The organism is Vibrio sp. V31_P5A7T61 (genome assembly GCF_009904895.1).
In the GTDB taxonomy this organism is placed as follows: Bacteria; Pseudomonadota; Gammaproteobacteria; order Enterobacterales; family Vibrionaceae; genus Vibrio; species Vibrio metschnikovii.
In genome coordinates this window covers 143,629-156,584 of record NZ_WXWI01000057.1, presented here as the reverse complement: position 1 = coordinate 156,584, position 12,956 = coordinate 143,629, and the positions used below count along the sequence as shown (strand labels likewise).

Below are 12,956 nucleotides of genomic sequence, written 5' to 3'. Positions count from 1 at the left end.
TGATGCGTTTAATTGTAGTGAGTGGTCAATCTGGCGCGGGGAAAAGTGTCGCCTTACGAGTCCTTGAAGACTTAGGTTACTATTGTGTCGATAACCTGCCCGTTAGCTTATTAGATGCCTTCATACAATCAGTGCAAGACAGCAAACAAAATGTCGCGGTGAGTATTGATATCCGTAACTTACCGAAAGAACCGAGTTTGGTGGAAGATGTCTTAGACCAACTCAAAAAAAATAATGATGTCAGTGTACTCTTTCTGGACGCCAGTAAAGAGACACTGCTCAAACGCTACAGTGAAACACGCCGCATTCATCCCTTATCATTACAAGATGATAAACCGACCTTAGCTCAAGCCATCGAGCGGGAAAAGTGTCTATTAGCGCCATTAAAAGAGCAGGCGGATCTGTTACTAGACAGCAGCAATCAATCTTTGCATGAGCTGAGCGAAACTGTACGTATGCGAGTCGAAGGGCGTGAACGGCGTGATTTAGTGATGGTCTTCCAATCCTTTGGCTTTAAATATGGTATACCAAGCGACGCGGATTACGTATTTGATGTACGTTTTTTACCCAACCCTCACTGGGAGCCAGATTTACGCCCTCTCACTGGACTGGATGCACCGATCAAATCGTTTCTTGAAAGTCACAGCGATGTGATTGAATTAAAACTGCATATTCAACGTTTTTTTGAATATTGGTTACCGCTACTGGAAAAAAACAATCGCAGTTATTTAACCATTGCGATTGGCTGTACAGGCGGCAAACATCGCTCGGTGTATCTCACTCAACAACTCGGTGAGTACTTCGCCCAACTGGGTCATCAAGTCCAGATACGCCATCATTCATTAGAGAAACATCAAGGATAATCCCTTATGGCACACGAGCATCGTACAATCTTCATTCAAAATAAACTGGGGCTACATGCGCGAGCTGCCGTTAAACTGGTCGAGCTTGCTCAATCTTTTCAAGCTGTGATTACCATTAAAGGCGAAGATGAGAAGCAAGCCACCGCGGACAGTGTGATGGGCTTACTGATGCTCGAATCGGCTCAAGGACAGAGAATCTCTATTTGTGCCGATGGTGACGATGCCAGCACCGCTCTGGATGCGGTATGCCAACTGATTGAAAGTAAATTTGATGAGAGCGAATAAGCGTTATCGAATCTTCTTCACCTATCCCTACCGTCGAATGTTAATTCGTTGTTAATCCTATTGACATTGACCGCTCCAATATCTTCAGGTTACTTGATTCGTAAATTAAGTTACTATTCTGTCTATTGTCAAAAACTTAATAACCGTGAGGAGGAAGCATGGCCGAACCGATTGAATTTGACCAAGCCCATAACACCCTCCAAGAAATTACCGAAGCGCTAGAAAATGGTCGCTTTGTTCATGTGCGCAGGCAACTGCAGGACATGGAACCGGAAGATATCGCCCACCTGTTAGAAGCCTCTCCCCGCAAAGCTCGTGATGTTTTGTGGCAATTGACCGACCCTGAAGATTACGGCGAGATCCTTGAAGAGCTCAACGAAGACGTCAAAGATGCGTTAGTCTCGAAGATGGCCCCAGAGATGCTCATCGAAGCAACCGAAGGGATGCACAGTGACGATTTAGCTTATGTACTGCGTAGCTTACCAGATGATGTCTCTCGTGAAGTATTGGCACAAATGGATGCCGCCGAGCGTCAACGTGTCGAAACAGCGATGTCTTATCCAGAAGATACCGCTGGCGGTCTGATGAATACTGACGTCATCACTATTCGTGGTGACGTTGATGTTGATGTTGTGCTGCGTTATTTACGGATGAAAGGCCAACTGCCCTATGCCACAGACTCACTGTACGTCATTGACGAAGAGAGCAAACTGATTGGTTACCTACCTTTAGCCACCCTCATCACCACTCAGCCTGACATTCAAGTCAGTGAAGTGATGGAAGATGCCGATGAAGCGATTAAGGTCGATGCCAAAGACTCGGATGTCGCTAGTCTGTTTGAGCGACGTAACTGGGTCTCTGCTCCAGTGGTCGATGAGCACCAACATTTAGTAGGTCGAATTACCATCGATGATGTGGTGGATGTAATTCGTGAAGATGCCGAGCACTCAATGATGAGTATGGCGGGTATGAACGACGATGAAGATACCTTTGCCCCCGTGTTAAAATCGACTCGTAAGCGCAGTATTTGGCTGGGTGCCAACGTCTTAGCGGCACTGACCGCGGCTTCGGTGTCGAATATGTTTGAAGCAACATTGGAGCAAATGGCTGCCATTGCGGTATTAATGACCATCGTCCCCTCTATGGGGGGGGTAGCCGGTAATCAAACCGTAGCGTTGGTGATCCGTGGATTGGCTCTTGGCCACATTGGTGATAGTAATAAACGCGAACTATTGCTTAAAGAGGCCGCGATCGGCTTTTTTAATGGCATATTATGGGCACTGATCATTGGTGCCATCGTCGTGTTATGGAAAGGAGAATGGCTGTTGGGTGGGATTATTTCTGCCGCCATGATGGCCAACCTATTCATTGCGGGCGTCGCGGGTGTGACGATTCCTATCCTACTCAAAAAAATGAATATCGATCCCGCATTAGCTGGTGGTATGGCATTAACCACCGTGACCGATGTAGTCGGTTTATCGGTTTTCTTGGGTTTAGCGACACTACTGATTTAGCGACATCGTTTTAATGTCGGATGACTCAAAGCGCTGATGGTATTCAGCGCTTTGTGGCCTAGCCGTTAGCGTTATTCGCCAGCAACTTTCATTGATTCGATCAACATCGAACCCGTTTGAATTTGTGAACGAGTTTCGACATCAGTTCCGACCGCCAGCAATTGCTTAAACATGGTTTTTAAGTTACCAGCAATCGTCACACCAGAAACAGGATACTGAATTTGGCCATCTTCCACCCAAAATCCTGCTGCGCCGCGAGAATAATCCCCAGTCACCGTATTCACACCTTGCCCCATCACCTCAGTAACCAACAAACCACTGCCCATTGTTTTGAGTAATTGATCAAAGTCTTGTCCTGTAGAGGTAATAAACCAGTTATGGATCCCACCGGCATGGCCTGTTGGCTGCATATTCATCTTCCGTGCGGCGTAGCTGGTTAATAAGTATGTTGCTAGAACACCATCGGTGATGATCTCTCGGTCAATCGTCGCCACCCCTTCACTATCGAAAGGGGTCGAAGCAAGGCCGCGCAATAAGTGTGGACGCTCATTAATCGTGAACCAACTAGGCAAAATTTGCTGACCTAAATGATCCAACAAAAAAGAGGATTTACGATACAGACTGCCACCACTGATCGCCGTCACTAAATGGCCCATTAAGCCAGTCGCGACATCGGCAGCAAACATCACCGGATATTGACCCGTTTTCAGTTGGCGAGCATCCAAACGTTGGATGGTTTTCTCTGCCGCTTGTTGACCAACACGCTGGGGTGTCCATAAGTCATCCCGATGACGTGCCACCGTATAGCTGTAGTCACGCTCCATCTCGCCATTTTTGCCTTCACCGATGACGCTACAACTGATGCTGTGACGACTCGAAGCATAACTGGCTAATAAACCGTGGCTATTACCATAAACTTTGACGCCGTAATGACTGTCGTAGCTCGCTCCATCGCTTTGTTTAATTTTACTGCTGTAGTTGAGAGCTTCACGCTCTGCAGCAATGGCAATCGAAGCAGCGCGATCAGGGTTTGGCTCATCAGGATGAAACAAATCTAAATCTGGGATATCTTTAACCATTAACGCTTTGGGCGCTGGGCCAGCATACGGATCTTCTGAGGTATAGTGAGCAATATCTAAAGCCGCTAATACGGTCTGATGAATGGCTTTCTCACTCAAATCAGAGGTTGATGCACTGCCTTTACGTTGACCTCGATAGACGGTAATCCCCAAGGCACCATCGCTATTAAATTCAACACTTTCCACTTCACACATATGAGTGGAAACACTTAACCCGGTACTTTTGCTGATTGCCACTTCGGCGGCATCCGCTTGAGCAGAGGCCATATCGAGTGCTTTAGCTACCGCCGCTTCAAGTTCGGCACGTTGGATCATCACTTGCTGTCTAATATCCATCTCTCATCCACAACTAATTGAGCTTTTATCGTCTTAGGATAACAAGAATTTCGCTTTCTCCCCACGATTCTTGCTAAAATAGCAGAGATAAATAACTAATTAGTGAAGACTATGGCGCGTAAAAACCAGAAAGCCCCTTGGGAAGAGGAAGAAGAGATCATCTTAGTCAGTAAGACTGAGCTGAAAAATGACATGATTGTCTTACAAAAACTCGGTGAAGAGTTGGTGGAGTTAAAACCATCTGCCTTGCAAAAAGTCCCGCTACCAGAAGAGTTAGCCGAAGCGGTGAAAGATGCACAACGCTTTAAAAACGAGGCACGTCGCCGTCAATTACAGTACATTGGTAAAATGATGCGCCACGTTGATCCGGAGCCGATTCAAATCGCTTTGGATAAATTGCGCAATAAACACGCTCAAACTACCGCTATCTTGCATAAGATAGAGCAATGGCGGGATAAAATTGTTGAACAAGGTGATAGCGCGATTGAAGCTTTGATGGAGCACTATCCTGAAGCCGATAGACAGCGTTTACGCCAATTGGCTCGTCAAGCCAGTAAAGAGAAACAAGGTCAAAAGCCGCCCAAAGCGGCGCGAGAAATTTATCAAATGATCAAAACCCTTTATGGGCAAGATAGCTAAACTTCTCAGCCGTAGGAATAAAAACGTTCGCCTTCAATAACCTTCACTCACGGGGGGATTGAGGGCAAAACGGAACAAAGGTTAACGAGCAGGAAGTCATCGTGACCATTAGCTACGATGACTTCCTGCTCGAACAAACTCGCTAAATAATGGGTGAGCGTTGCGCTCGTGCAACTGCTCAATCTCGCCGGTCACCTGAACTTGACCTTGAGCTAAAAACGCAAAGTGACTAGCAATGGTTTGAGTATCGTTAAGATGATGCGTGACCATCAATACCGTCACTGATCGCGCTTTAGCTAATGATTTAACTAATTCCAACATTTCTTCACGTAATAACGGGTCAAGAGCCGAGAAAGGTTCATCCAACAACCAAATAGGATGAGCTTGTACAAAACATCGCGCCAAGGCTACCCGTTGTTTTTGGCCGCCGGAGAGTTGCTCAGGCAAACGCGTTAGTAACGCTTCAAGTCCGACTTGACGTGCGGCCTCAACCACTTGTTGTCGCTGGCTATCGGTTAATTTAAGACTTGGATTTAGCCCGAGTGCAATATTTTCCCAGACGGTGAGATGATGAAATAAATTGTGGTCTTGAAACAACATCGCAAAAGGTCGCTGATGGGGTGGTTGACCGAGCACAGAATGCCCCTCAACCTCAACTTGACCACTTTGAGGGTTGATAAAACCGGCAATTAAACTGAGCAACGTTGACTTACCTGCCCCACTGGGTCCCATCAACGCCATGATACTGCCTTGCTTGATCGTTAAATCAAACATGAAACTCTCATCTTGATATTGATAAGTAAGCTTTGCAATATTTAGCATGATTTACTCTCTCTGTTTAATCTGCAATAGCCGTTCAACGCCGTAATAAAGACCCACGCTAAAGACCAATAAAGCCAATGACACTACCGCGGCGGCCTGCATCTGATAGCTACCCATGAGTTGGTATAAGTACAGCGGGAGGGTGCGAAACTGCTGACTACCAAATAGCGCTACCGCACTCAGGTCCCCCATGGAGACTAAAAAACTAATGATGAAAGCGTGAGCAAACGGCTTTTTCAGCGCTCGCCACTCAATCAGTCGCAAACGCTGCCAACCCCTTAAACCAAGGCTGGCACACAATAAATGGTACTGCTGAGCAATATGCAACATCGGTTGCGATAAGGTTTTAATCACATAAGGTAACGCCATAACACTATTGACGACGACCACCAACCAATAAGCCATGCTAAAGATATCGACCATTTGACGCAGCAACAAAAATAACCCGGTACTGATCACTAAGCCTGGCGTAACCAGAATAATGGTGCCAATCCATTCAATACTATTGGCTTTAATAGGTTGTTGATTGATTCGCCAGTGACGACTCGTTATAACTATCGCACATCCTGCAAGTAACGCTATCGCACCGGTAACACTGGCCACTTGAAAAGAGGCTGCGGTAGCAAGCCAAAATTCCTGACTACTCAACACTTGCCACAGGTAGCTATTTAAACCACTTAAAACCACCATCAGTAAAGGAGGAATGACTAATAAGATCACCACACCAATCCACATTCCATCCCAGAGTTGTTTTAGTCGACTGTCCCCCCCAAAAACTTGGACAGGATAATTTCCCCCTTGAGTTGCGGGCAAACAACGACTAAACCATTGCATCGAAAAGTATAACAATCCACACAATAACATCTGCCAAATGGCTAGCAGTGCCCCCGTAGCCAAATCAAAATCAAACTTCATCGCTTGATAAATCGCTAGCTCAATGGTCGTCGCTTTCGGTCCTCCGCCTAATGCCATAACCGTAGCAAAGCTGGTAAAACAGAGCATGAATACTAGGCTAGCGACATGAGGTAATTGTTGGCGCAGTCTTGGCCACTCAACCCATTTAAATTTTTGCCAACTGCTCATGCCTAAATGGGCGCATAACTTGTGCTGTTCAAGTGGAATCGCGACCAAACTTTGCAACAATAATCGACTTGCGTAAGGTAAATTAAAAAACACATGAGCCAATAAAATTCCGTTTAAACCATAAATCGAAAAAGGCAGACGGATGTGCCAATAGCCAAGTATCTTGGCGACTAATCCTTGATTACCGTAAATCGCGAGTAAACCAAATACCCCGACTAAAACGGGTAACACCAAGGTCATCGCAAACAGCTTGAGGAGAAGTTCTTTACCTTTAAAGCGGCGACGACTTAAAGCGTGAGCGACTGGAATAGCAAAGCCCACACTCAGTAACGTAGAAAAAAATGCTTGATAGAAACTAAACCAAGTAACATGACGGTAATAAGCGTCATGCCATAATTGACTAATCGCAAAAGAAGGGGCTTGCCACAATAAAGCGGCCAATGCACTAATAACTAGGGCCGCAACTAATGCTGCGACCCCTATACCTAATTTAGGCGTCGTTGATAAGATCATCGATTAAAAAGTCAATGCGTGTTGCCACTCACGAATCCAATGACGACGCTGTGCCGCTACTTCGTTGGCACTAAAGGTCAATGATTGGCTGGGTTGTTGTAATTCAGAGAAAGCTTCAGGCAAAGCTACATTGGTTACAGGATACATCCAGTTGGTGGTTGGGATAGCCGATTGGAAGGCATCACTGACGATAAATTGCATAAATTGAGCCGCTAATGCTTGGTTCGGACTACTTTTCACCTTAGCCGCAACTTCAACCTGCATGTAGTGACCTTCAGCAAAGTTAGCCGTGGTATAACGATGGTCATTTTCAGCCATCTTATGGTAAGCAGGAGAAGTCGTATAAGAGAGCACCATATCGGCCTCCCCTTTTAAAAACATTGAATAAGCTTCCGACCACCCTTTGGTCACCGTGACGGTTTTTTTCGCCAGTTGCTGCCATGCGGTGGCGACTTGATCACCGTAGACCGACTTCATCCATAGTAGCAATCCTTGACCTGGAGTTGAGGTCCGCGGATCTTGATAAATAATCGTCAAGTCATCGCGCTGTTCGACCAGTTCTCTCAGGCTCTGCGGTGGATGAGTTAAGGTTTTCTGGTTATACACAAACGCAAAATAGCCATAATCGTAAGGGATAAAGGTCTCATCACTCCAACCATTCGGCAGAGTCAGTGCTGATAAATCGACAGAATGAGGGGCTAACAGTCCTGTTTGTTCTGCTTCGGTCATCAAGTTGTTATCCAAACCCAACAAAACATCCGCTTTAGTATGGCGACCTTCAAGACGTAAGCGATTTAAAATCGATACGCCGTCATCCAAACCAACCAAGTTTAGTTGACAGTTGCACTCGGCTTCAAACGCTTTTTTAATCACCGGACCCGGCCCCCAATCCGCGATAAATGAACTATAGGTATACACCGTCAAGGTTGGTTTATCGGTTGTCGAGGGTGGCGCGGCAAGCGCGAGGGAAGAACAGAATAGGCTAGTTAATGCGATGATAGAGTATTGATTTTTCAAGGCTTGCGCTCCATGGTGAGCGGCACAGGCTTGAGAAAGAGTGAGACAGCGTCCATGAGTCTGTGTCGAATCTCCTGCTCAATTCCTACGCCAGTATTATCTGGTTCAGGTGTTTAGTCAGTATCGCTTGACGGTCAAGGCGATGACTAATGCGGGTCCCAAGCATGGCTTGATCTCAGCGCCATTCGATGATGAATGGTTGGCTCCCCGATGAGTGAATAAGATTGTAATGCTAAAACATGAAAGAAGCTACTTAACGCTGATCATACCCCCAGCGCGGCACAAGTCCCTGTTCAATCCCTAGATGGTCGAGAATTCGAGCTACCATAAAATCAACCAAATCATCGATCGATTTAGGCTGATGATAAAAACCGGGCGCTGCCGGCATAATGGTAACGCCCATTTGCGATAATTTATGCATATTCTCTAAATGCAGGGTAGAGAACGGGGTTTCGCGAACCACCAGCAGTAACTGTCCTCGCTCTTTGAGCACCACATCTGCAGCGCGCTCAATCAAGTTGTCCGACATGCCATGAGCGATAGCAGCAACGCTGCCTGCTGAACAAGGACAAACCACCATTTTTTTCGGTGCCGCAGAGCCTGAAGCCACGGGGGAAAACCACTCTTCTTTGCCACAGACGATCAGTTTACTCGGATCGCAATTAAACTGCTTAACCAACTGCTGCTGCGCCGCTTGGGGTTGACTAGACAATTGCAAACCATGTTCCGTCGCTAATACCACTCTGGCGGCCGATGAGATAAGCAAATACACTGTATGATTACTGGCGAGTAAACATTCTAAAAGACGCAGTCCATAGGGTGCGCCAGAGGCTCCGGTCCAGGCTAAGGTAATGGCTTGGCTATGTGTTGTCATGTCGGTCACTTTTTATTTAATGCCTAAAGTGTTACTGAGCGCGCTTTTTAAGCGTGGCAAGTAACTTGTTATGTATGCCGCCAAAACCACCATTACTCATCACTAAAATGTGCGTGCCCGGTTTGGCTGCTACGCAAATTTTCTCAACTAAGTCGTCGATATTATTGCTCACATAAGCGGGTGAGGAGCATTGCTGAGCCACCTCATCAACCGACCACGCTAATTCGTTAGGCTGAAAAAAATAGACTGAATCAGCTTGCGCGAGTGATGCCGCCAGCGTGCCTTTGTGCACACCTAATTTCATGGTTGCAGAGCGAGGTTCGACGACAGCAATGATCTTCTCATTGCCGACCTTGTTACGTAAGCCAGACAAAGTTAGTTCAATCGCCGTCGGATGATGAGCAAAATCATCATAAACAGTCACGCCATTTTCCTGACCTTTTTGCTCTAAACGGCGCTTAGTATTGATAAAGCTTGCTAATGCCTGACAGGCCAAATCTGGCGTAACGCCCACATGTCGCGCGGCGGCAATCGCCATTAAGGCATTATTTACATTGTGATCACCAATCAATGACCACTCAACGTCACCCACTCGTTGTTCTTGAAAATAGATCGCAAATTGTGAGCCTTGTGGGTTGTGCTTTTTAGCCTGCCATTGCCCCTGCTGACCCATTAATTCTCGTTCACTCCAGCATCCTCGACTCAACACATCCGCCAAAGCAGAGTCTTGCTGGGGAGCAAACACTCGTCCATTATCCGGTAAGGTGCGGATTAAGTGATGGAACTGACGCTTGATCGCTTCAAGATCATCAAAAATATCCGCATGATCAAACTCTAAGTTATTCAGGATCAAGGTTCGTGGGTGATAATGAACAAACTTAGAACGCTTATCGAAAAAAGCACTGTCATATTCATCGGCTTCAACCACAAAAAACATGCTTTCTCCCAAGCGAGCTGAGAGATCAAAGTTGCCTAATACGCCACCGACAAGAAAACCGGGCTGATAGCCACACTGTTCTAAAATCCACGTCAACATACTCGCGGTGGTCGTTTTACCATGCGTTCCCGCCACAGCCAGAACCCAACGATCTTGCAATAAGAAATCATGTAACCATTGCGGCCCAGAGGTATAACGTAAATTGTGGTTTAAAACATACTCAACACAAGGATTACCACGACTCATCGCGTTACCAATCACCACCAGATCAGGACGTGGGGTTAGCTGTTCAGGATTAAAACCCTCAATAATTTCAATGCCTTGTGATGATAACATCGTACTCATTGGTGGATAGACATTCGCATCACTACCCGTCACTTGATGACCTAACTGACGAGCGAGGATCGCCAATCCGCCCATAAAAGTGCCACAAATCCCTAAAATATGAATATGCATCAACCTGATCTCACTTGTGCTGTTTGTCTGCCTGACCATTATCCTGATTCATACCATAAAAGCGAGTACCACAAATCGCCACAATGTAATTTATCGAAAGTCGACATCTAAATTGAGATCTTCGGCAGTTAGTTTATTACTCGTAAAAAGTTCTAGGATTTAAAATCACCGCTATAACGAAACACCTTGAAAAGGTAGCTAAATTTGCTTTCTTCTCAAGGAGTAAGAACACCAACGCTGATGACCCTACTCTTTCGCGTTACCTTTCTCCCCCAGAACCAATAAGTGTTAAGGAAATAACATGTCGAAGATGCGCACCCTTGGTGAGTTTATTGTTGAAAAACAACACGACTTCCCCCATGCAAGCGGTGAACTCTCCTCTCTACTTGCGTCCATTCGTCTTGCCGCTAAAATCGTTAACCGAGAAATCAATAAAGCTGGATTAGCTGATATTACTGGCGCATCGGGTAACGATAATATTCAAGGTGAAGAGCAACAAAAACTGGATGTCTACGCTAACGATAAGTTTAAAGCGGCTTTAGAAGCGCGCGATCAAGTCTGCGGTGTGGCTAGTGAAGAAGAAGATGAGGCGGTCGCCTTCAATAAAGAGCTCAACCAAAATGCGAAATATGTCGTGTTAATGGATCCGCTCGATGGCTCATCGAATATTGATGTCAACGTTTCAGTGGGGACCATTTTCTCGATTTATCGCCGCATCTCTCCCGTTGGCGGACCACCAACCGCAGAAGATTTCCTTCAGCCCGGCCATAAACAAGTAGCCGCTGGCTATGTGATTTATGGCTCCTCGACTATGTTGGTGTACACCACCGGCAATGGCGTCAATGGCTTTACTTACGACCCGTCGATTGGTTCATTTTGTCTCTCTCATGAAAATATGCGCATCCCAGAGCAGGGCAAAATTTACTCCATCAACGAAGGTAACTACATTCGTTTTCCAACCGGCGTTAAAAAATACATTAAATACTGTCAAGAGAGCGTACCGGAAGATAACCGCCCTTACACCTCACGTTATATTGGTTCATTAGTCGCCGATTTTCACCGCAACTTACTCAAAGGCGGCATCTATCTTTATCCAAGCACTCAAAGTCACCCCAACGGTAAGCTGCGTTTGCTGTATGAATGCAACCCGATGGCACTATTGATTGAGCAAGCGGGGGGCTTAGCGACAGATGGCAGACAACGTATCCTTGATATCAAACCTACCGAGTTACACCAGCGTGTGCCGTTTTTTGTCGGTTCAAAACAGATGGTTGAAAAAGTCTCTCAGTTCCTTGAAACCTACCCAGATGAATAGTCATCTGAACGGGACTCAACTGACTGAGCGTTGTCGATAAATATCGAATAACCATAGAACAAATCTAATCAATGGCGCTGATCCTTAAAGTTAGCAGGAGCTAAAAGCCCATCGAGTTGAGCACTGCTACTTGGGTATCCGGCTTTTTACAGGTAAACTTCGCCTTTTTCTGCACGTCGGTTTTGCACCGACGTGCAGTTTGCATAATAATGAGCGACACTTTTTAAAATCCGGCTAACCAAAAGGAAACCGTAATGAGCTTAAATAATGTGCCAGCAGGAAAATCTCTGCCAGATGATATCTATGTAGTGATTGAGATCCCAGCGAACGCAGATCCAATCAAATACGAAGTAGATAAAGATTCTGGTGCTGTATTCGTTGACCGTTTTATGTCTGCGCCTATGTTCTACCCATGTAACTACGGTTATGTGAACCACACACTATCTCTTGATGGTGACCCAGTTGATGTATTGGTTCCAACACCCTACCCATTGATCCCGGGTTCTGTGATTCGTTGTCGTCCAGTGGGTGTTCTGAAGATGAGTGATGAGTCCGGTGAAGATGCCAAAGTCATCGCCGTTCCACACTCTAAGCTGTCTAAAGAGTACGACCACATTCAAGATGTGAATGATATTCCAGCACTACTGAAAGCTCAGATCACGCATTTCTTCGAGCGTTATAAAGAGCTAGAAAGCGGTAAATGGGTAAAAGTAGAAGGTTGGGAAGATGCCGCTTCTGCGCGTGCTGAAATCCTCTCTTCTTACGAGCGTGCACAGCAAAAATAAGGCTCTTTCCCCTGATTAAGTCAGGGTGAATAAGCTCAAAAAGCCAGCATTGCTGGCTTTTTTCATTGAGAAAACACGGCTTAAATACGTTGGCACCAATCGCCAGATTCAATTTCAGAATCAAGCCGCGACGCCTCTTGATAAATGTATATCCAAGCCAGACCGTAAGGAGTATCAATCGTTTCACGTCGATATTCAACGGGGACATCTTCTAATACATCAAGTTTTGCCAATGTGCGCTCATCAACTTGATACACTTCCCCTTTGATTGATTGCTGACCAGCAATCAATCCCGGATACGGACCAAGATCATGCAACGCATAGCTTGGCGGTGTTTAAAAATAGCCCAAAAGCTTACTTGCGCTTAAATAATCGTGATGGCTTTGCCCTTGTCGTAAGGTGCCATAGACAAACACTAGAGACAGCAATATAACCCTC

The 12,956-nt window shown here is 45.9% G+C and carries 12 protein-coding genes and 1 pseudogene; 6 read left to right on the top strand and 7 right to left on the bottom strand.

From position 1 onward, the window contains the following. The first annotated feature begins 2 nt into the window (after positions 1-2). The 3 genes from rapZ (at position 3) to mgtE (ending at position 2,662) form a co-directional block, all read left to right on the top strand. Entirely contained in the window at positions 3-863 is an 861-nt protein-coding gene (rapZ, locus tag CAG58_RS13025; protein ID WP_154170061.1) for an RNase adapter RapZ, read from the top strand. A 6-nt stretch (positions 864-869) separates the two neighbouring features. Next, positions 870-1,148: an HPr family phosphocarrier protein gene (locus tag CAG58_RS13020; RefSeq protein WP_161426699.1), complete on the top strand. Its 279-nt coding sequence runs from the start codon at positions 870-872 to the stop codon at positions 1,146-1,148. Positions 1,149-1,306: 158 nt separating this feature from the next. Then, positions 1,307-2,662 (top strand): magnesium transporter, encoded by a 1,356-nt coding sequence (mgtE, locus tag CAG58_RS13015; protein ID WP_004394579.1) that lies wholly within the window; start codon positions 1,307-1,309, stop codon positions 2,660-2,662. Between the two features lie 71 nt (positions 2,663-2,733). Here mgtE and pmbA read toward each other — a convergent pair whose 3' ends face one another. Beyond that, complete coding sequence (gene pmbA / locus CAG58_RS13010) at positions 2,734-4,077, bottom strand: metalloprotease PmbA (RefSeq protein WP_161426700.1); 1,344 nt, start codon at positions 4,075-4,077, stop codon at positions 2,734-2,736. A gap of 111 nt (positions 4,078-4,188) precedes the next feature. On the opposite strand from pmbA, the gene yjgA reads away from it, so the two are divergent. Then, positions 4,189-4,716 carry a ribosome biogenesis factor YjgA gene (gene yjgA / locus CAG58_RS13005; protein WP_154170055.1) on the top strand — a complete coding sequence of 176 codons (528 nt, stop codon included), beginning with the start codon at positions 4,189-4,191 and terminating at the stop codon, positions 4,714-4,716. Positions 4,717-4,824: 108 nt separating this feature from the next. Here the strand turns inward: yjgA and thiQ are convergent, their stop codons facing one another. From thiQ to mpl, 5 genes are all read right to left on the bottom strand, one after another. Next, on the bottom strand, positions 4,825-5,538 hold the full coding sequence (gene thiQ, locus CAG58_RS13000; RefSeq protein WP_158144656.1) for a thiamine ABC transporter ATP-binding protein: 714 nt from the start codon (positions 5,536-5,538) through the stop codon (positions 4,825-4,827). Between the two features lie 3 nt (positions 5,539-5,541). Further along, a complete protein-coding gene (gene thiP, locus CAG58_RS12995) occupies positions 5,542-7,134 on the bottom strand; it encodes a thiamine/thiamine pyrophosphate ABC transporter permease ThiP (protein ID WP_161426701.1) in 1,593 nt (530 codons plus the stop codon). A gap of 3 nt (positions 7,135-7,137) precedes the next feature. Next, positions 7,138-8,151: a thiamine ABC transporter substrate binding subunit gene (gene thiB, locus CAG58_RS12990; RefSeq protein ID WP_161426702.1), complete on the bottom strand. Its 1,014-nt coding sequence runs from the start codon at positions 8,149-8,151 to the stop codon at positions 7,138-7,140. Between the two features lie 253 nt (positions 8,152-8,404). Beyond that, a complete protein-coding gene (locus CAG58_RS12985) occupies positions 8,405-9,025 on the bottom strand; it encodes a flavin prenyltransferase UbiX (RefSeq protein WP_161426703.1) in 621 nt (206 codons plus the stop codon). A gap of 31 nt (positions 9,026-9,056) precedes the next feature. Next, positions 9,057-10,418: a UDP-N-acetylmuramate:L-alanyl-gamma-D-glutamyl-meso-diaminopimelate ligase gene (gene mpl, locus CAG58_RS12980; RefSeq protein WP_161426704.1), complete on the bottom strand. Its 1,362-nt coding sequence runs from the start codon at positions 10,416-10,418 to the stop codon at positions 9,057-9,059. A gap of 301 nt (positions 10,419-10,719) precedes the next feature. Here mpl and fbp point away from each other — a divergent pair, with 301 nt between their 5' ends. Then, entirely contained in the window at positions 10,720-11,733 is a 1,014-nt protein-coding gene (gene fbp, locus CAG58_RS12975; protein ID WP_004394571.1) for a class 1 fructose-bisphosphatase, read from the top strand. 254 nt (positions 11,734-11,987) lie between these two features. Beyond that, a complete protein-coding gene (ppa, locus tag CAG58_RS12970) occupies positions 11,988-12,518 on the top strand; it encodes an inorganic diphosphatase (RefSeq protein ID WP_004394570.1) in 531 nt (176 codons plus the stop codon). Between the two features lie 80 nt (positions 12,519-12,598). Here the strand turns inward: ppa and CAG58_RS12965 are convergent. Then, positions 12,599-12,946 (bottom strand): annotated as a pseudogene (locus tag CAG58_RS12965) (gamma-glutamylcyclotransferase family protein). Between the last annotated feature and the right edge of the window lie 10 nt (positions 12,947-12,956).